The sequence below is a fragment of the Cupriavidus sp. GW822-FHT06G04 genome (assembly GCF_058799075.1).
The window spans coordinates 340,689-364,436 of the sequence record NZ_JBXALD010000002.1 but is presented as its reverse complement, the minus strand read 5'-3'; the positions used below and the strand labels follow the sequence as shown (position 1 = coordinate 364,436).

Annotated in this window: 20 protein-coding genes; 14 read left to right on the top strand and 6 right to left on the bottom strand. The window is 65.1% G+C overall.

All coding sequences use genetic code 11. The features are described from left to right. Positions 1 to 47 precede the first annotated feature (47 nt). From AC1RKI_RS05685 to ppc, 4 genes are all read right to left on the bottom strand, one after another. Positions 48 to 1,781: a TRAP transporter large permease gene (locus AC1RKI_RS05685; RefSeq protein ID WP_061952679.1), complete on the bottom strand. Its 1,734-nt coding sequence runs from the start codon at positions 1,779 to 1,781 to the stop codon at positions 48 to 50. Beyond that, the gene (locus AC1RKI_RS05680; protein WP_061952677.1) at positions 1,778 to 2,320 is read right to left on the bottom strand and encodes a TRAP transporter small permease subunit; all 543 of its coding nucleotides are present in this window, start codon (positions 2,318 to 2,320) and stop codon (positions 1,778 to 1,780) included. Before AC1RKI_RS05680 ends, AC1RKI_RS05685 begins: the two co-directional genes overlap by 4 nt. A gap of 174 nt (positions 2,321 to 2,494) precedes the next feature. After that, positions 2,495 to 3,904 (bottom strand): argininosuccinate lyase, encoded by a 1,410-nt coding sequence (argH, locus tag AC1RKI_RS05675; protein ID WP_492794560.1) that lies wholly within the window; start codon positions 3,902 to 3,904, stop codon positions 2,495 to 2,497. A gap of 241 nt (positions 3,905 to 4,145) precedes the next feature. Then, a complete protein-coding gene (ppc, locus tag AC1RKI_RS05670) occupies positions 4,146 to 7,154 on the bottom strand; it encodes a phosphoenolpyruvate carboxylase (protein ID WP_227459020.1) in 3,009 nt (1,002 codons plus the stop codon). 162 nt (positions 7,155 to 7,316) lie between these two features. On the opposite strand from ppc, the gene hemC reads away from it, so the two are divergent. The 3 genes from hemC to AC1RKI_RS05655 are packed head-to-tail and all read left to right on the top strand — an operon-like array spanning position 7,317 to position 11,695. Further along, the gene (gene hemC / locus AC1RKI_RS05665) at positions 7,317 to 8,312 is read left to right on the top strand and encodes a hydroxymethylbilane synthase (RefSeq protein WP_150979654.1); all 996 of its coding nucleotides are present in this window, start codon (positions 7,317 to 7,319) and stop codon (positions 8,310 to 8,312) included. Positions 8,313 to 8,322: 10 nt separating this feature from the next. After that, positions 8,323 to 10,500, top strand: a complete 2,178-nt coding sequence (gene hemDX / locus AC1RKI_RS05660; RefSeq protein WP_492794562.1) for a fused uroporphyrinogen-III synthase HemD/membrane protein HemX — start codon at positions 8,323 to 8,325, stop codon at positions 10,498 to 10,500. Between the two features lie 4 nt (positions 10,501 to 10,504). Then, complete coding sequence (locus AC1RKI_RS05655) at positions 10,505 to 11,695, top strand: heme biosynthesis protein HemY (protein WP_061952667.1); 1,191 nt, start codon at positions 10,505 to 10,507, stop codon at positions 11,693 to 11,695. Between the two features lie 172 nt (positions 11,696 to 11,867). Here the strand turns inward: AC1RKI_RS05655 and AC1RKI_RS05650 are convergent, their stop codons facing one another. Next, positions 11,868 to 13,430 carry a cryptochrome/photolyase family protein gene (locus AC1RKI_RS05650; RefSeq protein ID WP_061952665.1) on the bottom strand — a complete coding sequence of 521 codons (1,563 nt, stop codon included), beginning with the start codon at positions 13,428 to 13,430 and terminating at the stop codon, positions 11,868 to 11,870. Between the two features lie 54 nt (positions 13,431 to 13,484). On the opposite strand from AC1RKI_RS05650, the gene AC1RKI_RS05645 reads away from it, so the two are divergent. From AC1RKI_RS05645 to AC1RKI_RS05615, 7 genes are all read left to right on the top strand, one after another. Further along, entirely contained in the window at positions 13,485 to 14,204 is a 720-nt protein-coding gene (locus tag AC1RKI_RS05645) for a pseudouridine synthase (protein ID WP_492794565.1), read from the top strand. Between the two features lie 86 nt (positions 14,205 to 14,290). Beyond that, complete coding sequence (locus AC1RKI_RS05640; RefSeq protein ID WP_061952702.1) at positions 14,291 to 14,863, top strand: YqgE/AlgH family protein; 573 nt, start codon at positions 14,291 to 14,293, stop codon at positions 14,861 to 14,863. Then, positions 14,856 to 15,293: a Holliday junction resolvase RuvX gene (gene ruvX / locus AC1RKI_RS05635; protein ID WP_061952661.1), complete on the top strand. Its 438-nt coding sequence runs from the start codon at positions 14,856 to 14,858 to the stop codon at positions 15,291 to 15,293. The genes AC1RKI_RS05640 and ruvX overlap by 8 nt, the downstream gene beginning before the upstream one ends. Next, positions 15,290 to 15,814: a bifunctional pyr operon transcriptional regulator/uracil phosphoribosyltransferase PyrR gene (pyrR, locus tag AC1RKI_RS05630; protein WP_061952659.1), complete on the top strand. Its 525-nt coding sequence runs from the start codon at positions 15,290 to 15,292 to the stop codon at positions 15,812 to 15,814. Before ruvX ends, pyrR begins: the two co-directional genes overlap by 4 nt. Positions 15,815 to 15,887: 73 nt before the next feature. Next, on the top strand, positions 15,888 to 16,859 hold the full coding sequence (locus AC1RKI_RS05625; RefSeq protein ID WP_061952657.1) for an aspartate carbamoyltransferase catalytic subunit: 972 nt from the start codon (positions 15,888 to 15,890) through the stop codon (positions 16,857 to 16,859). Positions 16,860 to 17,015: 156 nt separating this feature from the next. Beyond that, positions 17,016 to 18,290, top strand: coding sequence for a dihydroorotase (locus AC1RKI_RS05620; protein WP_492794568.1), 1,275 nt, complete (start codon positions 17,016 to 17,018; stop codon positions 18,288 to 18,290). Positions 18,291 to 18,333: 43 nt separating this feature from the next. Continuing rightward, a complete protein-coding gene (locus tag AC1RKI_RS05615) occupies positions 18,334 to 19,152 on the top strand; it encodes a lysophospholipid acyltransferase family protein (RefSeq protein ID WP_492794569.1) in 819 nt (272 codons plus the stop codon). 37 nt (positions 19,153 to 19,189) lie between these two features. Here AC1RKI_RS05615 and AC1RKI_RS05610 read toward each other — a convergent pair whose 3' ends face one another. Further along, positions 19,190 to 20,035: a symmetrical bis(5'-nucleosyl)-tetraphosphatase gene (locus AC1RKI_RS05610; protein ID WP_492794571.1), complete on the bottom strand. Its 846-nt coding sequence runs from the start codon at positions 20,033 to 20,035 to the stop codon at positions 19,190 to 19,192. 274 nt (positions 20,036 to 20,309) lie between these two features. On the opposite strand from AC1RKI_RS05610, the gene rfbB reads away from it, so the two are divergent. Genes rfbB through rfbC form a run of 4 tightly spaced genes read left to right on the top strand, consistent with a single transcriptional unit; the run spans position 20,310 to position 23,744 of the window. Next, a complete protein-coding gene (rfbB, locus tag AC1RKI_RS05605; protein WP_150979661.1) occupies positions 20,310 to 21,374 on the top strand; it encodes a dTDP-glucose 4,6-dehydratase in 1,065 nt (354 codons plus the stop codon). After that, positions 21,364 to 22,281, top strand: a complete 918-nt coding sequence (gene rfbD, locus AC1RKI_RS05600; protein ID WP_490714055.1) for a dTDP-4-dehydrorhamnose reductase — start codon at positions 21,364 to 21,366, stop codon at positions 22,279 to 22,281. The genes rfbB and rfbD overlap by 11 nt, the downstream gene beginning before the upstream one ends. 8 nt (positions 22,282 to 22,289) lie before the next feature. Then, positions 22,290 to 23,168, top strand: coding sequence for a glucose-1-phosphate thymidylyltransferase RfbA (rfbA, locus tag AC1RKI_RS05595; RefSeq protein ID WP_244785909.1), 879 nt, complete (start codon positions 22,290 to 22,292; stop codon positions 23,166 to 23,168). Positions 23,169 to 23,189: 21 nt separating this feature from the next. Beyond that, a complete protein-coding gene (gene rfbC / locus AC1RKI_RS05590; RefSeq protein WP_490714083.1) occupies positions 23,190 to 23,744 on the top strand; it encodes a dTDP-4-dehydrorhamnose 3,5-epimerase in 555 nt (184 codons plus the stop codon). Positions 23,745 to 23,748: the final 4 nt, after the last annotated feature.

Below are 23,748 nucleotides of genomic sequence, written 5' to 3'. Positions count from 1 at the left end.
AAGGGCACCCGATGGGTGCCCTTTTCGTTTGCCGGCGATCCTCCGCCTTACTTGCTCTTGTCGAACTGGAATTGCGGCGCGGCCGGCTCGCTCGATTCGGTGGCGCTGCCGGGCAGCTCCAGCGTGCCGGGGGTCGATGCCGGCCCCCCGGGCTTGCCGTCGCCGTCCTGCCCGCCAAGCGGGATGCTGACCTCCGCGGCGTTGCTGTGCTTGAGCGATCCCTTGTCGAGGAACGCCGTCACCATGCCCGGCCAGAACATCACCAACAGCACCATCACCAGTTGCAGGCCTACCCAGGGCAGCGCGCCCCAGTAGATGTCCGAACTTTTCACTTCCTTCGGCGCGATGCCGCGCAGGTAGAACAGCGCAAAGCCGAACGGCGGATGCATGAACGAGGTCTGCATGTTCACGCACAGCATCACGCCAAACCAGACCAGCGCAGCGGTGGCCGCGGCTTCCGGGTTGCCGCCCATCGAATCCGCCACCACCGGGGCCAGCACCTTGACCGCGACCGGCGCCAGCATCGGCACCACGATGAACGCGATCTCGAAGAAGTCCAGGAAGAACGCCAGGAAGAAGATGAACAGGTTCACCACGATCAGGAATCCGATCCAGCCGCCCGGCAGCGAGGTGAACAAGTGCTCCACCCACGCGCCGCCGTCGACGCCCTGGAACACCACCGAAAAACAGGTCGATCCGATCAGGATGAACACCACCATCGCGGTGATGCGTGCGGTGGACTGGTAGGCATCGACGATCAGCAGGCGCAGGTCGGTCAACTGGCCGGCGCGGATCAGCAGCCAGAGCACCACCAGATAGGCGACGGCCAGCGGAATGCGGAACAGGTGCGAACCGAACGCGAACACGCCGACCGCTGCGGCGATCAGCGTGGCAGCGATGCCGACGCGATAGATGTTGCGGTCGACCCGGTTGAAGCCCTTGTCGCGCAGGACCGCCAGCACCAGCGCGCCCACGGCGCCCATCGCGCCCGATTCGGTCGGCGTGGCGATGCCCAGCATGATCGTGCCCAGCACCAGGAAGATCAGCACCGCGCAAGGGATGATGCCGCGCAGGCATTTGGCCCACAACGCCCAGCCGCGCAGCGTGCGCGCCTCGGCCGGCACCGGCGGCAGCCAGTCGGGTTTGATGCGCGTCAGCACAAACGTGTACAGCGCGAACAGCGCGATCTGGACCACCGAGGGTCCCCACGCGCCGAGGTACATGCTGCCGACATCGGCGCTGCCAGCCGGCGTCTTGAGCTGGTCGGCCAGCACCACCAGCACCAGCGACGGCGGCACCAGTTGCGTGATCGTGCCCGATGCGGCGAGCACGCCCGTGGCGTACTTCATGTTGTAGCGGTAGCGCATCATTACCGGCAGCGAAATCATCGCCATGGCAATCACCTGCGCGGCCACCGTGCCGGTGATCGCGCCCAGAATGAAGCCGACGATGATCACCGAATACCCGAGCCCGCCGCGCACGGGCCCGAACAGCTGGCCCATCGAGTCGAGCATGTCCTCGGCGAGCCCGCATTTTTCCAGGATCGCACCCATGAAGGTGAAGAACGGGATGGCCAGCAGCAACTCGTTGGCCAGCACGCTGCCGAACACGCGGCTGGGCACGGCCTGCAGGAACTGCATCGGGAAGTAGCCCCACTCGATGGCCAGGAAGCCGAAGGCGAGGCCCACCGCGGAGAGCGAGAACGCGACCGGAAAGCCGATCAGCATGAACACCACCAGGCCGCCGAACATCAGCGGCGGCATATATTCCAATGGAATCATTGCACCGGCCTTTCGTATTTCGATTCGATGCGCACCAGCCCCTTGAGGGCGGCAAAGCGCTTGATCAGTTCGGAAATCCCCTGCAGCGTCAGCAGGGCAAAGCCGATGGGCACCACGAGCTTGATCGGATAGCGCGGCAGACCGCCCGAATTTCCCGATTGCTCAAGAATGCGCCACGAAGGCAGGAACAGCGATTCCCACGACAGCCATGTGAACAGGATCGTGGACGGCAGCAGGAAGACCACGATGCCGAAGATGTCGATCCAGTGCTGGGCGCGCTCGGACACGTTGCCGTAGATCAGGTCCACGCGCACGTGCTCGTTGCGCTGGAACGTGTACGACGCGCCAAACATCACCGCGATGGCAAACATGTACCACTGCAGTTCCAGCGGCCAGTTGTCGCTAAGGTTGAAGCCGTATCGAAGCAGGGCGTTGCCTGCGCTGATCAGGCACGACAGCAGGATCATGATGTTTGCAAGCCTGCCCGTGTGCTGATTCAACCTGTCGATCTGTCGTGACAGACCAAGCAAGTAGTTCATGGGTTGTCTCCCCCGTTTTTTGCGCCGATCAGTGTATCTGTAACAATTTTTATCGGCGCTAGGGGATTCTCCTAGCGGCACGGCAAATCGGCGCGATCCGGCCGAAGTTTCAAAGAAAAAGCCGCCAGGGCCGATGGCCTGGCGGCTTTTTTACGACATTGGCTTACGCGAAACTTACAGCGTCTTGCGGGCGGCGGCGATGGCGGCGCGCACCTGGTCGGGCGCCGTGCCGCCAATATGATTGCGCGATGCGACCGAACCCTCCAGCGTCAGCACGCTGTGCACGTCGTCGCCGATCAGCGCGGCCTTGTCACCCAGACCCGATACCTCGCGCAGTTGTTCCACGCTCAGATCGGCCAAGTCGCACTGGCGGTCGTCGCAGGCGCGCACCGCGTGGGCCACGGCTTCGTGGGCGTCGCGGAACGGCAGGCCGCGCTTGACCAGGTAGTCGGCCAGGTCGGTGGCCGTGGCGTAGCCTTGCAGCGCCGCGGCGCGCATGGCGTCGGGCTTGACGCTGATGCCGGGCACCATATCGGCGAAGATGCGCAGCGTGTCCACCACAGTGTCGACCGTGTCAAACAGCGGTTCCTTGTCTTCCTGGTTGTCCTTGTTGTACGCCAGCGGCTGGCCCTTCATCAGCGTCAAGAGGCCGGTCAGATGGCCGTACACGCGGCCGGTCTTGCCGCGCGCCAGCTCGGGGACGTCCGGGTTTTTCTTCTGCGGCATGATCGAGCTGCCCGTGCAGAAGCGGTCGGCGATGTCGATAAAGCCGACGCGCGGGCTCATCCAGATCACCAGTTCCTCGCTGAAACGCGACACGTGCGTCATGATCAGCGAGGCGGCGGCGACGAATTCGATGGCGAAGTCGCGATCGGACACGGCGTCGAGCGAATTGCGGCACACGCCGTCGAAGCCCAGTTGCTGGGCCACGAATTCGCGGTCGATCGGATAGCTGGTGCCGGCCAGCGCGGCGGCGCCCAGCGGCAGGCGATTGACGCGGCGACGGCAGTCGGCCATGCGCTCGGCGTCGCGCGTGAACATTTCCACGTAGGCCATGAGATGGTGGCCAAACGTCACCGGCTGCGCCACTTGCAGATGCGTGAAGCCCGGCAGGATCGTCGCGGCGTTCTTTTCGGCCAGATCGAGCAGCGCACCGCGCAGATCGCCCAGCAGCCCGATGATGTTGTCGATTTCACTACGCAGCCACAGGCGGATATCGGTTGCCACCTGGTCGTTGCGCGAGCGGCCCGTGTGCAGGCGCTTGCCCGCGTCGCCCACCAGCGCGGTCAGGCGGGCTTCGATATTGAGGTGGACATCTTCCAGATCGAGCTTCCACTCGAACCCGCCGGCTTCGATTTCGCCGCGGATCTGCGTCATGCCGCGCTCGATCTCGGCGCGGTCGGCCTCGGCGATGATGTCCTGCTTGGCCAGCATGGCCGCGTGGGCCAGCGAGCCCTGGATGTCGAACAGCGCCAGGCGCTTGTCGAAGAAGACCGACGCGGTGTAACGCTTCACCAGGTCGGACATCGGTTCGGAGAAGCGGGCGGACCAGGCTTCGCCTTTCTTGGCAAGTTGGGAGGTCATGACAGGGGCAGGGCGCAAAATCGGAAACGGCGATTATATCGCCTGGCGTCCCCGGCCAGCGCCGTTCGTCGTGCCCCGTCCGTCCGGCGCGCCGCGGATTTCCGGAGCAGCCCGGATGGCGCAGGCTGGCCGGCGCGGTGGCACGCGACCTGCCAGACCTCGCGCCCGGCCGCCACCGCGCCGGCGTTCGCCCCGCGTCCGCACAGGCGGGCAGGGAGCGAAACCACCGATCCGGCACAAATCAGCCGCTGTTGCGCAGCCCGGCCGCTACCCCGTTGATCGTCAAGTGGATGCCACGCCGCACGCGCACGTCGTCGGCGTCCTTGCCGGCGCGGTAGCGCTTGAGCAGTTCCACCTGCAAGTGGTTGAGCGGATCGAGGTAGGCGAAGCGGTTCTTGATCGAGCGCGCCAGCAACGGGTTGTCCGCCAGACGCTCGGCGCGGCCGGTGATCAGCGCCAGCATGTCGCAGGTCAGGTGCCATTCCGTGCTGATGCGCGAGAACACTGTCTTGCGCAGCGCGGCGTCCTCGCACAGTGCGGCGTAGCGCGATGCCACGGCGAGGTCGGTCTTGGCCAGCACCATGTCCATATTGGACAGCAGCGTGCGGAAGAACGGCCAGGTCTTGACCATGCGCTTGAGCGTAGCGATCGTGGCCTTGCGCGCCTTGTCGTCCGCGGCGTCGTTCAACAGCGCCTGCACCGCGCTGCCAAAGCCGAACCAGCCCGGCAGCAGCAGACGGCACTGGCCCCAGGAAAAGCCCCACGGAATGGCGCGCAGATCCTCGATGCGGCGATGCTTCTTGTCCATCAGCTTGCGCGATGCCGGACGCGAGCCGAGGTTCAGGTCGGCAATCTCGGTGATCGGCGTGGTGGCGAAGAAGTAGTCCTTGAAGCCCGGGGTTTCATAGACGAGGTTGCGATACGCCAGGAAAGCGCGGTCCGACAGCTGCTGCATGATCGCCTCGAACCCGGCCAGCCCATCCGGCGCGTTCTGGGTGGGCAGCAGCGAGGCTTCCAGCGTGGCGGCGATCACCGTTTCGAGATTGCGCCGGCCGATTTCGGAATTGGCGAACTTGCTATTGATGATCTCGCCCTGTTCGGTCAGGCGGATCTGCCCGTTCACGGTGCCGGGCGGCTGCGACAGGATGGCGTCGTACGTCGGACCGCCGCCACGGCCGACCGTGCCGCCGCGGCCATGGAACAGCCGCAGCGTCACGCGGCGTTCCTCGAACAGCTTCACCAGCGCCAGTTCGGCCTTGTAGAGCTCCCAGTTCGACGTCAGGAAGCCGCCGTCCTTGTTCGAATCCGAATAGCCGAGCATCACTTCCTGCTCGACGCCGTGATGTTTGATCACCGAGTCGAAACCGGGCAGGTCGAGCAACGACTGCATGATGCCCGCCGCGTTGCGCAAATCCTCGATGGTTTCGAACAGTGGGATGACCATCAGCTCCATGCGCGCCGGATCGGTCTTGCTGCCCAGCGTGCCGCGCAGCATGCCGGCCTCTTTCTGCAGGAGCATCACCTCGACCAGATCGGAAAGTGTCTCCGTGTGCGAGATGATGTAGTTGCGCGCTACGCGGTTGCCGTAGCGGGCGCGCAGTTCGCGGGCCATGTTGAAGATCGCCAGTTCGCTGCGCGTCTGCTCGGAATAGTCGTGCCACGGCAGCGACAGCAGGCGCGGCTGGCGCAGTTCGGCGAGCAGCAGTTCCAGCTTGCGATCTTCGGCAAGCGCGGCGTAGTCGGCTTCGATGCCGGCCGCCTTGAACAGTTCGGCCACCACGGCTTCGTGCACGTCGGATACCTGGCGCATGTCCACCGACGCCAGGTGAAAGCCGAAAATCGCGATCGCGCGGGCCAGCGCGTCGATGCGGCCGCGCGCCAGCGCATCGCCGTGGTGCGAGCGCAGCGAATCGATGACGATCTGCACGTCAGCGGCAAAGGCTTCGGCATTTTCGTACGGCGCCACGTCGGCGACCGGATGGCGCTGCGCCACATGACCGGTCAGCCGCGCCGTGGTAGCGGCCAGGCGGGCGTAGATGCCGATTAGCGCGCGGCGATACGGTTCGTCGGCGCGGTGTTCGGAATGGTCGGGCGACGCCTCGGCCAGCGCCAGCAGTTCGGGGCTGGCGTCGACCATCAACGACGACAGCGGCAGCTCGGCGCCCAGCGCGTGCACTTCGTCGAGATACCACTGCATGATCAGCGTCGACTGTTGCTGCGCCGCATGCTGCAGCGTGTCGGCCGTGACGTTGGGATTGCCGTCGCGGTCGCCGCCGATCCATGAACCCATCTGCAGGAACGGCGCCAGCGGCGCGGGCGCGGCACCGGCGCGCGACTTGCGCGGGAAAACCTCGGCGATGTCCTCTTCCATTTCGGCCATCAGGCGCGGGATGCCGTGCAGGAACGTGGTGCGGTAATAGGACAGCGCGTTTTCGATCTCGTCGACCACCATCAGCCGCGTGTTGCGCAGCATGCGCGTCTGCCACAGCGTGGTCACGCGGGCGCGCAGTTGCGCCGTGTTGTGGTCGCGCTCGCGCGTGGTCATCGGCAAGTCGCGCTCGGCCAGCAGGCGGGCGATCTCGCGCTCGGCGTCGAGAATCGACTTGCGCTGGACTTCGGTCGGATGCGCTGTGAGCACCGGCATGATCAGCGCCTTGTCCAGGAAATCGCGCAACTGCTTGCCGGTCACGCCGGCGGCGTCGATGGCCTGCAGCGCGCGCGCCAGGCTGCCCGGCTGCGGCGGCGATCCGGCCAGCGCGTGCACGCGGCGGCGGCGGTTGTGGTGCTGGTCTTCGGCGATATTGGCCAGGTGCGAGAAATAGCTGAACGCCCGCACCACGGAATTGGTCTGGTCGCGCGACAGCCGCTTGAGCAGGCGGTCGAGTTCCATGCCCGCGGCGCGGTCGTTCTCGCGGCGGAAGCGCACCGCGGTCTGGCGGATTGTTTCCACCAGTTCGAAGGCGGCGTCGCCTTCCTGTTCGCGCACGCAATCGCCGAGCAGACGGCCCAGGAAGCGGATGTCCTCACGCAGCGGCAGGTCCTTGTCGGCACTGCGGCGCGCCGGGGCGCTGCTGGCGGCGTCGGGCGACACCACGGTCAGCTTCGGCTTGCCGGAGGCGGGCTGTACGGACGGGTTGCGGGGGGACTTGGGGGTGGCGCCGGTGCTGTCTTGCTGGCCTGAGGCTGGCGAAACTGACTTGCTGCCGGCCGAACGGGCACGGCCGGTGGGGCGCGCAGCAGGCTGCGTCATCAACTATCTCCTCGTATCACTGCGTTTTATAGGTATCGAACACCGCACAGGTTTCATGTGGCGTCGACCGGCGTCAATACCGCGCCGGAACGGCTGCTGCGGGGCTGGCAATTCGGGCTGCCGGGGGCGTGAAGCACAAAAGGTGCGTGCTAACATGCGCGCATGCAAGCACCCGCCCAACCGTCTTCCTTGTCCGCTGCAGCCTCGCGCAGCATGCCACGCAAGCTGGTCATCGCCTCGCGCGAGAGTCGGCTGGCAATGTGGCAGGCTGAACATGTGCGTGCTGCGTTGCAACAATACTATCCCCAGTGCGAAGTGTCCATTCTCGGCATGACGACACGGGGTGATCAAATTCTCGATAAGACCCTGTCCAAAGTAGGCGGCAAAGGTCTGTTCGTGAAGGAGCTGGAAGTCGCGATGGCCGAAGGCCGCGCCGACCTGGCGGTGCATTCGCTCAAGGATGTGCCGATGGAGTTGCCCGCCGGCTTCGCGCTGGCGGCGGTGATGGAACGCGAGGACCCGCGTGACGCGCTGGTGTCGGCACAATATGCCGCGCTCGACGACATGCCGCCCGGCACCGTGGTGGGCACGTCGAGCCTGCGCCGCGAAGCCGCACTGCGCGGCCGCTATCCACATCTCGTGATCAAACCGTTGCGCGGCAACCTCGATACCCGTCTGGGCAAGCTCGATCGCGGCGAATACGGCGCGATCATCCTGGCGGCTGCCGGTCTCAAGCGCCTGGGCCTGGGCAAGCGCATCCGCGCGCTGATCGAACCGGAGATTTCGCTGCCAGCCGCCGGCCAGGGCGCGCTCGGCATCGAGATCCGTGCGGATCGACCCGAATTGGCCGAATGGCTCGCGCCGCTGAATCATCAGCCGACCCTGCTGGCGGTCTGCGCCGAACGCGCGGTGTCGCGTCGACTTGGCGGTTCGTGCCAATTGCCGCTGGCCGCGCACGCCCGCTGGCGTGCCGACGCGCTTCAGCTCGATGCCTTTGTCGCGTTGCCCGACGGCACGCGCAACGTGCGCGCCCACGCCACCGTGCCGGTTGCCTCGTTGGCCGCCGCCGAGCAACTGGGCGCCGCCGTGGCCGGCGATCTGCTCGCGCAAGGCGCGGACGCCGTGCTGGCACAGCTTTCCACCGCAGGTCCCGCCTGAGGAACGCGCGATGCCTCGCCCGACCGTCGTAGTCACACGACCCGCCGGGCAATCCCGGCAACTGACCGAAGCACTGCATGCGGCGGGCCTGGATGTGCTTGGCTTTCCGCTGCTTGCGATCGGCCCCGCGTCCGATGACGCGCCGCTGCGCGCCGCGCTGAGCCATCTGTCCGACTATGCGCTGGTGGTGTTTGTCAGCCCCAACGCCGTGTCGTTCGCGCTCGATGCGCTGGCGCAGGTGCGCGAAGGCATGGATGGCCCGCGCTGGCCGCCCGAAGTCCCCGTCGCGGTAGTCGGGCCGTCCAGCGTGGCGGCGTTGGCCGAGCGCGGCATCGCGCCGCCCACGTACCGCGTGATCGCGCCGGCGGGCGCTGCGCCGGTTGGCGCGGATGCGGGCGACGAACCGTCGAACGGCGTGTCGACCGAAACGGAAATGTCGGCAGGGGTGCCGCGCTTCGATTCCGAGGCGCTCTGGTCCCAACTCGATACCACGCCGGGCGCCTTCGCCGGGCGCCGCGTGCTGATCATCCGCGGCAACGGCGGGCGCGACTGGCTTGGCGACCGCCTGCGCGAAGCAGGCGCTACCGTCGACGCCGTCGAGGCCTACAGCCGCACGCTGCCCGAGCCGACCGCCATGCAGTGGCAGGCCGTGCGCGACAGCCTCAAGCCGGGCGCGCCGCCCTACGCCTGGCTACTGACCAGTTCCGAAGCCGTTCGCAATCTCGATGCGCTGGCGCGTTTGCATCTGTCGCCGCAAGAATACGAGCGGCTCAAGCAGGTGCAGTGCATTGCGCCGCATGCGAGAATTGCGGCGCAGGCGCAGGCGTTGGGCTTTGCGCACGTGCAGCCGGCCGCGCCCGGCGATGCCGGTTTGCTGGCCGCTTGCACGCAATGGGGCAATGCCCATGCCGGGCCGGCAGCGCCAGCACCCGCGCCTGTTGTGGCGGCGGCGCAGGTCGCCGTGCCGATCGCTGAGCGCAACGAGGCGCAGACCGACCGGCCCGCCGCTTCGGCGCAGCCCATCCATGAATCCACCGGGTCCCCGGGATCCACGACAACGAAGGCCGAACGCGTGACGCCAGACACCACGTCCCCCTCGTCGAGCAGTACTTCATCGGCCGGATCGACCGGCGCGCCATTCGCCATGCATCCCGCGCAGCCAGCCGCGCGCCGCATGAATCCGTGGTGGCCGGCGGCCATCGTGCTGCTGGTGGCCTTTGCTGGCGGATTCTGGTGGCTGCAGAACCGCGTCGATCATCTGACCCAGGAACTGGCGCGTCGCCAGCAGAGCAACGACGCGCTCGTGCAGGAAACGCGCGTGCTGTCCAAGGACGCGCAGGATACGGTCAAGGCATTGCAGGCCAAGGTGGGCGCGCTGGACGGCCAACTGGTCGAGGCGCGCGACAAGCAGGCCGCGCTGGAGCAGGTGTATCAGGACCTGATGCGCAACCGCGACGATTGGGAGATCGCCGAAATCCAGCAGTTGCTGACCAATGCCGGGCAGCAACTGCAACTGACGGGCAACGTGCAGGTGGCGCTGGCGGCGCTGCAAAGTGCCGACGCGCGCCTGGGCCGTGCCGACAAGCCGCAGTACAACCAGTTGCGCCGCGCCATCGCCCGCGACATCGCGCGCATGAAATCCTTGCCGGATACGGACCTGACCGGCGCCGCCATCAAGCTGGACGAATCGATCAACCAGATCGATGCACTGCCGCTGCTTTCAGGCGAACGCATGCTCGACAGGTCGGGCGCGGACGCCGCCGCGGGCGCCAAGGTCGCTGCCGGCGCACGGGACGGTTCCGCGCCTGGGGCCGCCCAGCCCGGCGCCAACCCCGTGTCGCGCCTGTGGAACTATGTCCTTGACGAACTGGGCCAGGTGATCCGCGTGCGCAAGGTGGAAGACACCAACGCGCTGCTGTTGTCCGGCGAGCAGGGCTGGTTCCTGCGCGAAAACGTCAAGCTGCGCCTGCTGAACGCCAGGCTGGCGCTGCTGTCGCGCAATGAGCCGGTGTTCCGCAACGACCTCGCGGCCGCGCAGGCGATGATCGGACGCTATTTCGATACGCGCTCGCGGCGCGTGCAGGGCGTGTTGACGCTGCTCAAGCAGGCGCAGGCAAGCGCCGTCACCGTGTCGCTGCCGACCATGGCCGAAAGCCTTGGCGCGCTGCACGCCCTGAAGAAGGAGTAGCACCATGCGACTCCTTTTCTGGGTAGCCGTACTGTTTGGCGGCGCGGTCGGGCTGGCGCTGTTCACGCAGTTCAATCACAGCAACGTCGTGCTGTTCTATCCGCCGTACCGCGTCGAGATGTCGCTGAATCTGGCGCTGGCGCTGCTGCTGCTGATCTTCTTTGTGGTGTGGACCGTCATGTCCACCGTGCGCCATCTGTCCGAAATGCCGCGGCGGGCCGCGGCCTATCGCGAGCGCAGCCGCATGAGCAAGGCGCAGGCGGCCATGCGCGAGTCGATCGAAAACCTGTTTGCCGGACGCTTTGCGCGTGCCGAGCGCGCCGCCAAGGAAGCGCAGGCCTGGCCCGAGCAGGCGCAGACCGCCGCGCTGGTTGGCGCCCGTGCGGCACACCGGATGCAGGAATCGGAGCGCCGCGACGCGTGGATGGCGCAGGTCACGGACCCCGACCGCGAACAGGCACGCCTGGTGTCGATGGCCGAGTTGCTGGTCGACGCGCGCGATGCGGAAGGGGCGCTCGAGACCATCGCGCAGTTGCAGGAAAAGGGCGGACGGCAGATCCACGTGCAACGGATTGCGTTACGCGCGCACCAGCATCTGAAGAACTGGTCCGAAGTGCTTCGCCTGGCGCGATCGCTGGAAAAACGCAACGCGCTGCACCCGGTGCTGGCGCTGCGTTTGAAGCAGATGGCCGTGGAGGCGATGCTCGACGAGCGTCGCCATGACGCCGAATCGCTTTACCACTTCTGGCGCTCGCTGTCGCCCGACGAGCGCCACGCCGTGCGCATCGCGGAACAGGCGGCGCGATATTTCTCGGCGCTGAACCGGCAGAACGAGGCGCGCCGCATCATCGAGGATGCGCTCAAGGTCAATTGGGACAGCCGGTTGGTGCAGCGTTACGCTGATTGCGCGGAGGCGGGCAAGGCGCTGCCGCAGATCCAGCAGGCCGAGAAGTGGCTGGTGGATCATCCGAACGACGCCGATCTGTACTACACACTGGGCGTGCTGTGCTTGGGTGAGCAGTTGTGGGGCAAGGCGCAGTCGAATTTCGAGCGCGCACTGAAGTACGCAGACCGCGACGCGCAACGTCGGATTTGCGTGCGATCCCACCTGGCGCTGGCACGCCTGTTCGAGGAAACGGATCGCCCCGAGGACGCCCAGAAGCACTATCGCGAAAGCGCGATGCTGGCGGCCTGAGTCGGTCTTCGCGACTTGTTCGGCGGCGCATCGTCGCGTCGGCGGCGGGCGTTGCCAAACGGCTTTTACGCCCGGTCCGTCCCCGACCATCACCCGCCCGGCGTTTGCACAAGGCGCCGCACTGCGCGCCAGTCGCCCGTGCGCGGTGACGATGCGGCGCGCAGGCCGCTCATCACGGCCCGGTGGTTTTTGCCTTCGATTCCTTCACCGCCGCATAGCGCTGCAGGGTTTCCTTGCGCGCCACGTCGTGCTGCACGATCGGCCGCGGATAGTCTTCCCCAAGCTTTACACCGGCCGCGGCCAGCACATCGTCCGGCGCGGTCCACGGCGCATGGATGTACTTGTCCGGCAGTGCTGCGAGCATCGGCAGGTATTTGCGGATAAAGCGGCCCTGCGGGTCAAATTTCTGCGATTGCGTGACCGGATTGAAGATGCGGAAGTATGGCTGCGCATCGCAGCCCGTGGAGGCCGCCCACTGCCAGCCGCCGTTGTTGGCGGCGAGGTCGAAGTCATTGAGCTGATCGGCGAAATATTGCTCGCCACGGCGCCAATCCACGCCCAGGTCCTTCGAAAGAAAGCTCGCGGTGACCATGCGCAGGCGGTTGTGCATGTAGCCGCTTTGACGGATCTGCAGCATCGCCGCGTCCACCAGTGGATAGCCGGTTTGAGCGTCGCACCACGCCTGGAAATAGCGCTCGCCATCTGCCGGTGCGGTCCAGCGCAGCGCATCGTATTCCGCATGAAACGATTTGCCTTCGGCCACGCGCGGATGGTGATGCAGGATCATGAAGTAGAAATCACGCCAGATCAGCTCCGAAAGCCATACCGCTGCGCCGGGGCCGGCGGCGCCGCCGCGCATGGCCGCGTCGTTGGCGGCGCGCACCAGCGTGCGGATCGAGATCGTGCCGAAACGCAGATGCACGGACAGGTAGCTCGGGCCGCGCACGGCGGGGAAGTCGCGGCGGTTGCCGTAATCGCCGATGCGGTCCAGAAATTCGTCGAACAGCGCCTGCGCGCCGTCGCTGCCGGTCGGCATGGCGATTTCCGCGAGATTGCTCGGCGCAAATCCCAGCGACGCCAGTGTCGGCATGGGTTGGCGGAGCGGTTCAGGGACCGGCGCGAGCGTCTTCAGGTATGGCTGGATCGGGTACGGACGGACGTCGAACGGCTGCAGCGCGCGCAGCCACGCGTTCTTGTACGGCGTAAAGACGCTGAACGGATGGCCTTGCGCGGTCAGGATTTCATCGGCCTCGAAAATCACCTGGTCCTTGAACGTGAACAGCAGCCGCGAGTCGGCGGCGAGCGCCTTTCGCACCGAGGCGTCGCGGTCGCGGGCGGCCGGTTCGTAGTCGTGATTGGCGAAGACGGCCTCGACATCGAGATCGGCGGCGAGTTTCGGGATGGCGTCGCGCGCGCTGTCATGCAGCACTATCAGTCCGCCACCGGCCGCCGCCAGCGCGTCTTGCAGCGGTTTCAGCGACTTCAGGATGAATTCGACGCGGCGGTCCGCCTTCAGGCCGCGCGCCAGCAGCGGGTCAAGGATTTGCCGATCCAGCACGAATACGCACCATACCTGCCGGCAGTGCTTGAGGGCATAATGCAGCGCCGCATGGTCGTCGGCGCGCAGGTCGCGCCGGAACCAGACCAGCCCGCGCGCGAAGTCGCGGTCGATCTGGTAGGGCCGGCGCCCGTTGGCGGCGACCGGTTCGGAATCTGGGGAAGGTGATCTACGCATCGCCGTAACCTAACATGACCATCAGGCAATCACAGGCTTCAACCAGACATTTTCATGGCAACTACCCTTGACCGCATCCTCCAATCCCAAGGCTTCGGCACCCGTCGCTATTGTGGCGACCTTGTCGAGGCGGGTCTCGTCGAGGTCGACGGAGTACTGTGCGAGGATCCCGGCGCGCGCTTCGAGGTGGATGGCCTGCGCCTGACCGTCGACGGCGAGCAATGGCTGGCCTGCACCAAGGCGTATCTGATGCTGAATAAGCCGGAAGGCTATGAATGTTCGCAACGTCCGCGCCACCATCCCAGCGTCTACAACCTGCTGCCTGTGCCGTTGCGCCAGCGCGAAGTGCAGGCGGTGGGGCGCCTGGATCATGACACCACGGGATTGCTGCTGCTGACCGATGACGGGCAGTTCATCCACGCCCAGACGTCGCCCAAGAAGCAGGTGCCCAAGGTCTACGAAGTGACGACCTTCGACCCCGTGACGCCAGAGCAGGTCGAAGCGCTGCGCACCGGCGTGAAGCTGGACGACGAGCCCGCCCCGATTGCCGCCGACGCCTGCGTGGCCACCGGCGAACGGAGCCTGCGCCTGACGCTGATGCAAGGCAAATATCACCAGGTCAAGCGGATGGTCGCGGCGACCGGCAATCATGTGACGGCGCTCCATCGCAGTGCGATCGGCGGCCTGCAGCTAGACCCGGCGCTCGCGCCGGGCCAATGGCGCTGGCTGACGGGCGACGATCTGGCCGCGCTGAAGCCGTCCGCAGGGGCCTGAAACGGCCCGCGCCGCGGTGCGGCACGGTGCCTTCGGACACAGAAGTTTTACAGGAACCCGGGCGACGATTTGGTAGAATGCAAGCCATGGCGACGCCCGAAGCTTCCATCAATCTCACCAATCAGTTCCTGATTGCCATGCCCGGCATGGCCGATCCGACGTTTTCAGGTTCCGTTGTCTATCTCTGCGAGCATAACGAACGCGGCGCGCTTGGCCTGGTGATCAACCGGCCCATCGATATCGACATGGCGACGCTGTTCGACAAGATCGATCTCAAGCTCGAAATCCAGCCCGTTGCGCATCAGCCCGTGTATTTCGGCGGACCCGTCCAGACCGAGCGCGGCTTCGTGCTGCACGATCCCGTTGGCATCTATGTGTCGTCGCTGGCGGTGCCGGGCGGCCTGGAGATGACCACGTCCAAGGATGTGCTGGAAGCGGTTGCCAACGGTAGCGGGCCGCATCGCTTTCTGCTGACGCTCGGATACGCCGGTTGGGGTGCGGGCCAGCTCGAGGAAGAGTTGAGCCGCAACGGCTGGCTGACCGTCCAGGCCGATCCCGAAATCATTTTCAGTGTGCCGCCCGAAGAACGTTTCGCCGCGGCCGTTCGCCTGCTCGGCATCGATGTGGCGATGCTTTCAGGCGAGGCGGGGCATGCCTGATCAGCCGGGGCGCGAGGCGCCCCGCGACGGCACGGTGCTCGCCTTCGACTATGGCGAGAAAAAAATCGGCGTCGCGCTCGGCAATTTCATCACCCGGCAAGCGCGCGCCCTGACCATTCTTCCGAACGTGACGGTGGAAGGCCGCTTCCAGGCCGTGGCTGCGCTGATCCACGAATGGGCGCCGGTGCGCCTGGTGGTCGGCATGCCGGTCAATCCCGAGGCCGGCCCGGACGATGAGGAACAGCCTTCCATGCGGCTTGCGCGCCGCTTCGGCAACCAGTTGAACGGCCGTTTCGATCTGCCGGTCGAGTGGGTGGACGAACGCTATTCCTCGCGCGCGGCGTCGATGGCCGGGGCCGCTCGCGGCGCATTGGACGCCGAGGCCGCCCGGATCATCCTGCAACAGTATTTCGACGAATTCCCGCTATGACCCAGACCTCCACTCCCGACGCCGAGGCGCTGTACCACGCGCTGCGCGACCAGGCCCAGGCGCTAATGCCGGCCAACGACCGTGCCCGCTGGTCGGTGGCCGGCATCCATTCCGGCGGCGCCTGGATTGCAGAGCGCCTGGCGGCGGATCTGAAACTCGGCCCGCACGGTGTGATCAACGTGGCATTCCATCGCGACGATTACGCCAAGAAGGGCTTGCACAGCCAGGCGCAGCCGACCACGCTGCCGTTCGATGTGGAGGATCGCAACGTCCTGCTGATCGACGACGTACTGGCGACCGGCCGCACGATCCGCGCGGCGGTCAACGAATTGTTCGACTATGGCCGCCCCGCGCGCGTGGCGCTGGCCGTGCTGGCGGACCGCGGTGGCCGCGAACTGCCGTTTTCGGCCGACTACGCCGCCGCATCGATCGAACTGCCGCTCGACCAGACGCTGGTGCTGTCCCGCGAAGGCGAAGGCGCCGCCACGCGCTTCGCGTTCGCCACACAGCCGCGTGCCTGAATGTCAACCTGAAGCCCCGCCAAAACGTCAAGCCCAAGCCATACAAGACCGACCCGCGCCCGAACCACCTGCCATGACCAAGACGTTCCGAAACCCGCAGCTCACCAAGAACGGCGAACTGAAGCATCTGTTGTCGATCGAGGGCCTGTCGCGTGACATGATCACGCATATCCTCGATACCGCCAGCCAGTTCGTGTCGCTGTCCGACTCCGACCGCGACGTCAAGAAGGTGCCGCTGCTGCGCGGCAAGAGCGTGTTCAACCTGTTCTTCGAAAACTCGACGCGCACGCGCACCACGTTCGAGATCGCCGCCAAGCGGCTGTCCGCCGACGTGCTGAACCTGAACATCAACGCGTCGTCGACCAGCAAGGGCGAGTCGCTGCTTGATACGATCAACAACCTGTCGGCGATGTCGGCGGACATGTTCGTCGTCCGTCATGCCAGTTCCGGTGCGCCTTACCTGATCGCCGAACATGTCGCGCCACACGTGCATGTGATCAACGCGGGCGACGGTCGTCACGCCCATCCGACGCAGGGCTTGCTGGATATGTACACGATCCGGCATTTCAAGAAGGATTTCACCAACCTGACGGTGGCCATCGTCGGCGACATCCTGCACTCGCGTGTCGCGCGCTCCGACATTCACGCGCTGACTACGCTGGGCGTGCCCGAAGTGCGCGCCATCGGTCCGCGAACGCTGCTGCCGTCCGGCCTGGAACAGATGGGCGTGCGCGTCTTCCACAACATGGAAGAGGGTCTGAAAGGCGTCGACGTGGTGATCATGCTGCGCCTGCAGAACGAACGCATGAGCGGCGCGCTGCTGCCCTCCGCGCAGGAATATTTCAAGGCCTACGGCCTGACGCCGGAGCGCCTGGCGCTGGCCAAGCCAGACGCGATCGTGATGCATCCGGGTCCGATGAACCGCGGCGTGGAAATCGACTCCGCCGTGGCCGACGGCTCGCAATCGGTGATCCTGAACCAGGTGACGTTCGGCATCGCGGTACGCATGGCCGTGATGGGCATCGTCGCCGGCAACAACGACTGAGAGTCACTATCAAATGATTCTGGCGTCGTTGCGCGACCTTGCTGTACCACTTGTACTGTCTGCGGCCCCGCGCCTAGCCAGAACCGCTTTGCTTCCTTTTGATAGCGCCTCCCAAGGCGGCAAACCAAAAACCGAATAGACGCCAGCGAACTAGACATGAAGATTCACATCCAGGGTGGCCGCCTGATCGATCCGGCCGCAAATGTCGACGCCGAACAGGACCTGTACATCGCCGCGGGGAAAATCGTCGGCGCGGGCAAGGCGCCCGCCGATTTCAACGCCAACAAGACCATCGACGCCAGGGGGCTGATCGTATGCCCGGGCCTGGTAGACCTATCCGCGCGGCTGCGCGAGCCGGGCTACGAATACAAGGCCACGCTCGAATCCGAACTGTCCGCCGCGACGGCCGGCGGCGTGACCAGCCTGGTTTGCCCGCCCGACACCGATCCGGTGCTCGACGAGCCGGGCCTGGTCGAAATGCTGAAGTTTCGCGCCCACAAGCTGAACCAGACGCACGTCTATCCGCTCGGCGCGCTTACGGTGGGTCTCAAGGGCGAAGCGCTGACCGAGATGGGGCAGCTTACCGAAGCCGGCTGCGTCGGCTTCAGCCAGGCCGAGGCGCCGATCAAGGACACCAAGGTGCTGCAGCGCGCGATGCAGTACGCGCAGACGTTTGGCTTCACGCTCTGGCTGCGCCCGGAAGACCCGTTCCTGGGCGGCGGCGTGGCGGCGAGCGGGGCGATCGCCTCGCGGCTTGGCCTGTCGGGCGTGTCGGTCATCGCCGAGACGGTGCGGCTGCACACCATCTTCGAATTGATCCGCGCCACGGGCGCGCGCGTGCACCTGTGCCGCCTGTCGTCGGCCGCCGGCCTGGAACTGGTGCGCCAGGCGCGCAAGGAAGGCTTGCCGGTGACGTGCGATGTGAACGTGCACCACGTGTCGCTGACCGACATGGACATCGGCTTCTTCAACAGCCAGATGCGTTTTACGCCGCCGCTGCGCAGCCCGCGCGACCGCGATGCCATCGTGGCCGCGCTGGCGGACGGCACCATCGACGCCCTCTGTTCCGACCACACGCCGGTCGACGATGACGAAAAGCTCCTGCCCTTCGACGAAGCCACGCCGGGCGCCACGGGCTTGGAACTGCTGCTTCCGTTGACGCTGCGCTGGTCCGCGGAACACAAGGTTCCGCTGGCCAAGGCGCTGGCACGCATTACCAGCGAGCCGGCGCGCGTGATCGGCCTGCATGCCGGGTCGCTGACGGCCGGCAGCGCCGCCGACGTCTGCGTATTCGATCCGAAGCAGATCTGGAAGGTCGAGCGCAGCGCCCTCAAGAGCCAGGGCAAGAATTCGCCATGGCTAGGCTACGAGATGGAAGGCCGCGTGCGCATGACGCTGGTGGGCGGCCAGGTCGTGTTCGAGCAACGCTGACGCGGCAGCTTGCCGATCGCGCCAAAGGCTACCGGGGGTCGAGATGATCTGGTTACGCAAGCTGCGGCTGTTCTTGCTACTGCTTCGTGGAATGCTCCTGTGCGCAACGGTCTTCCCGTGGGCGAGCACTCACCTGCGCGAGCGCATGATCCGCAGTTGGTCGCGCAAGCTGCTGGCCATCTGCGGGATCGAGGTGGAAGTGCAGGGCTTGGCCGGAGGACAGGCCGTGCCCAAGGGTGCGATGCTGGTGTCGAACCATATTTCATGGCTCGACATCTACGTCATCCATAGCTGGCAACCGGTGCGCTTCGTCGCCAAATCGGAAATCCGCAGTTGGCCGATCGTCGGCTGGCTGTGCGAAAAAACCGGCACGATCTTTATCGAACGTGCCCGCAAGCGCGACGCGCATCGCGTGCTGCATCACATCACCGAAGTGATGCAGCAAGGCGACCTGGTATGTGTCTTTCCGGAAGGCACGACCACCGATGGCAGCAAGGTCCTGCCGTTTCATGCCAATCTGATGCAGGCGCCAGTGGCCGGCGGTCTGCCTGTGCAACCTGTCGGCCTGCGCTATCTGGACGCGGCAACCGGCCAGCCAACCCTCGCGCCCGCGTATATCGACGATCTCTCGCTGCTCGATTGCCTCAATGCCATCCTGAAGTCGCCGCCGATTAAGGCGCGCTTGATGTTAGGGCCGCAGTTGCTGGCGGGTGGGGCGGGGCGGAGGGAGCTGGCGGAGGCGGCGCGGGAGGTGGTGACTCACCTCGCTGCCGGCGAAGGCGACGCGGCCGCGCAGGTGGCGCACAATCTCAGCCTCGCACCGTCCGTCACGCCCGCCGAGGCTATGACTGCCACGTCCTGACAGATTCGTCCTCCCCGCCAGCGCGGGATACGCATTTCTAGGCGAGTGGATCACAATACTGCGGGCAGTCGACCTGGATAATCGTGCGTTTGTCCGGGTCGCTCGCCAGCAAGGCAGCGGTCAGTTTGCCGCCCCAGACGCAGCCGGTATCGAGTGCCATCAGGTTGGGGCGCATGACCAGGCCGAGCGTCGACCAGTGTCCGCACACCACGGTGACATCCGCAGTGCGTCGACCCGGGACGTCGAACCAGGGCATGACGCCGGCCGGTGCCTCGCCCAGTCCTTCCTTGGTCTTGAGGTCCATCACGCCGTCTGCGGAGCAAAAACGCAGCCGGGTCAGCGCGTTGACGATGACCCGGTGCCGCTCGATGCCGCGCAGGCTGTCGTGCCAACGATCGGCAGCGTTGCCAAAAACGTCGGCGAGGAAGCCCTGCCAGTTCGATCCGCGCAATTCGGATTCCACTTCGCGCGCCAAGTCGATGACCTGGCTTGCGGTCCACTGGGGCAGGACGCCGGCGTGGACGATCAGGAAGTCGTTTTCGCGGATGGCCAGCGGCTGATGGCGCAGGAAAGTGATTAATTCATCGCTATCAGGCGCGCTTAGGATGTCGTCGAGCGTGTCTGACTTCCCCTTCTTGCGGACGCCCGCGGCTACGGCAAGAAGGTGAATGTCGTGGTTGCCCAGGACCGTACGGGCGCGCGGACCCAGCGCAATGACCTGCCGCAGGGTTTCCAGCGACGCCGGGCCTCGGTTGATGAGGTCGCCGACGAAGTACAGGGGGGCGTCCGGTGGCAGGCGGTCCAGGAGCCTATCAAGAGAGGGGGCACAGCCTTGCAGGTCGCCGATGGCGAATGGGCGCTGAGTAGAATCGGTCGCGGTCATTGAGACGGTCGGCGGGATATCGGGGGATGGTCTATCAAATAGCAGCACTAAAAGTAACACTGCCCACACACGTGTAGCTCCCATAATCGATTTGGTCAATCGTTACAAGACGCTACAAAAAGTTGGTATCACCCCAAAAGATGGGACCCGGGCTCAGATAGAATACCGCCACTTCCACAGGGACTTAAAAACTCCGCCAGCCTCCCACGGGCACAGGCGGGCGACCGGCTTTTGTCGGCAAATCGAAACATATCGAAAGCAGGGAGCAAGCGTTTTGTCGCACATTCTGGTTACGGGCGGGGCAGGTTTTATTGGCGCCAATTTCGTTCTCGACTGGCTCGCCCAGCCGGGCGCTGACACTATTGTGAATGTCGACAAGCTGACCTATGCCGGCAACCTGAAAACGCTCGCGGCGCTGGAAGGCAATCCTCGCCACGTGTTCTCGCAGACCGATATCTGCGACAGGGCCGCGCTCGACATGCTGCTCGAGACATACCGGCCCCGCGCCGTAGTGCACTTCGCTGCCGAAAGCCATGTGGACAGATCTATCCACGGTCCCGCCGAATTCATCCAGACCAACATCGTCGGCACGTTCACGCTGCTCGAGGCGGTGCGCGGCTGGTGGGGCGGTCTGGACGACCGCGCCCGTGCCGATTTCCGCTTCCTGCACGTATCCACCGACGAAGTGTTCGGCTCGCTCGGACCAAACGATCCGCAATTCTCCGAATCAACCGCCTACGCCCCGAACAGCCCGTATTCGGCGTCAAAGGCCGCCGCCGACCATCTGGTGCGCGCGTATCACCATACGTACGGCCTGCCGGTGGTGACCACCAACTGCTCGAACAACTACGGTCCGTATCATTTTCCCGAGAAGCTGATCCCTCTGATGATCACGAATGCCCTCGCGGGCAAGCCGCTGCCGGTTTACGGCGACGGACAGAACGTGCGCGACTGGCTCTACGTGGGGGACCATTGCAACGCCATTCGCGAGGTTCTCGCGCGTGGGCGGATCGGCGAGACCTATAACGTGGGCGGCTGGAACGAGAAGACCAATATCGACGTCGTCTACACCATCTGCGACCTGCTCGATGAGCTCAAGCCCAAGGCGGCTGGTTCGTACCGGGATCAGGTCACGTTCGTCAAGGATCGTCCCGGCCACGACCGCCGCTATGCGATCGACGCCGGCAAGCTGGAGCGGGAACTGGGTTGGCGACCGGCCGAGACATTTGAAACGGGCCTGCGCAAGACCGTTCAGTGGTACCTGAGCAACCAGGCCTGGGTGCAGGATGTGGTCTCGGGAGAATACCGGAACTGGGTGGCCAAGCAATATGCAGCGTAACGCTCTTCCCACCCCGTCCATTCTTGTAACAGGAAGCAACGGGCAAGTCGGGTTTGAGTTGCAACGCAGTCTGGCAAGCCTCGGCCCGGTGACGGCATTCGATCACGCGGCCTGCGATCTGGCCACGCCGGACGCCGTACGGGCAGTAATCAGGCGCTTGCGCCCGGACATCATCGTCAACGCGGCGGCTTATACAGCAGTGGACGGGGCAGAGTCGGATGTCGAGCAAGCCTTTGCGGTGAATGGCGTGGCGCCCGGCGTACTTGCGGAAGAGGCGCGCGCGCTGGGCAGCCTGCTGGTGCACTACTCCACGGACTATGTGTTCGATGGCGCCGGCGCAGCACCCTATCGCGAATCGGATGCGGCGCGGCCGCTGTCGGTCTACGGAAAAAGCAAGCTGGCCGGCGAGCAGGCCATTGCCGATGTGGGGGCTCAGGCAATCGTGCTGCGCACATCGTGGGTGGCCGGGCTGCATGGGCAGAATTTTGCACGGACCGTGCTTCGCTTGGCCCGTGAGCGCGATGCGCTGCAGGTGATCGACGACCAGATCGGTGCGCCGACGATGGCCGCGTTGGTGGCGGATGTCACGGCGCGCATCATCGACCGGGCATGGCTGCGAGAAGATCGCAGCGAGTTCCCGGCTGGCATCTATCATCTGGCCGCTCGCGGCCAGACGTCGTGGCACGGCTACGCTACCGAGGTGGTGCGCTACGCGGCCGCGCACGGCGCTGCATTGACACTCAAACCGGAGGCGATCGAGCCCGTGAGATCGGCCGAGTTTCCGCAGGTGGCGCCGCGCCCGGCCAATTCGTGTCTTGATACCAGCAAGCTGTGCGAGACGTTTGAAATCCATCTTCCGGAATGGCGCTCAGGTGTCCATCATCTGATCGACCAGTTCCTTTCCTGATACGACACATGCGTAAGGGCATTATCCTGGCCGGCGGTTCCGGCACGCGCCTCTACCCGATCACGCGATCGGTTTCGAAGCAGCTGCTGCCTGTCTACGACAAGCCGATGATCTATTACCCGCTGAGCACGCTGATGCTGGCGGGCATTCGCGACATCCTGATCATTTCCACGCCCGAAGACACGCCACGCTTTACTGAAATGCTCGGTGATGGCGCCAAGTGGGGCCTGAACCTGCAATACGCGGTTCAGCCATCGCCGGATGGTCTGGCGCAAGCCTTTATCATCGGCCGCGATTTTGTGGGTAACGATCCCTCCACGCTGATCCTGGGAGACAATATCTTCCATGGTCATGCATTGATCCGCCAATTGAAGGACACGTCGGCACGCCAGGACGGCGCGACGGTATTTGCCTATCACGTGCACGATCCCGAGCGCTACGGGGTCGTGGAATTCGACGACGCATTCCGGGCGCTTTCTCTCGAGGAAAAGCCCCTCAAGCCGCGCTCCAACTACGCGGTGACGGGGCTGTATTTCTACGACAATCAGGTTTGCGATATTGCAGCCGACATTCGTCCTTCGCCGCGCGGAGAACTCGAGATTACCGACGTCAACAAGCGTTATCTGGAAATGGGTCAGCTGGAGGTGGAGGTCTTGGGTCGCGGCTATGCGTGGCTCGATACCGGCACCTACGATTCGCTGCTCGAGGCCGCCAGCTTTATCGCCACAGTGCAGAAGCGGCAGGGACTGATGGTGGCATGCCCCGAGGAAATCGCATTCCGCAATAAATGGATTGGCGCGGAAGCGGTGGAGGAAATGGCCAAGGCGCTGGCCAAGAATTCATATGGTCAATATCTGCACGGCCTCCTGTCGGATGGATATCGTTAAATGACCCACCCGCCGGGCCCGATGGCCACGCCCACCTCGATTGCCGATGTGCTGATTCTGGAGCCACGCGTATTCCGGGACGAGCGCGGCCATTTCCTGGAAAGCTTTAACCAGCGGATGTTCGAGAGCGTAACTGGCATTTCCCGCACGTTCGTGCAGGACAACGAGTCGAGGTCCGTGCGCAATGTGCTGCGGGGACTGCATTATCAGACACGTCGGCCGCAGGGAAAGCTCGTGCACGTGACCGCAGGCGAAATTTTCGATGTGGCGGTGGACCTGCGCACCGATTCAAAGACGTTTGGAAAATGGGTCGGCGTGACGTTGTCGGCCCGGAATTTCCGGCAACTGTGGATCCCGGAAGGTTTTGCCCATGGCTTCATGGTGATTTCCGAGTATGCGGACGTGCTTTACAAGATGACGGACTACTACGATCCGCAATTCGAATGCGCCATTGCCTGGGACGATCCGGACATCGGTATTGCCTGGCCGTCCTTGGAAGGCCTGATCCTGCATGCCCGCGACGCCGCCGCACCGAGGTTGCGCGATGTGGACTCACCATTCCGGGTGGCCCAGTGACCCA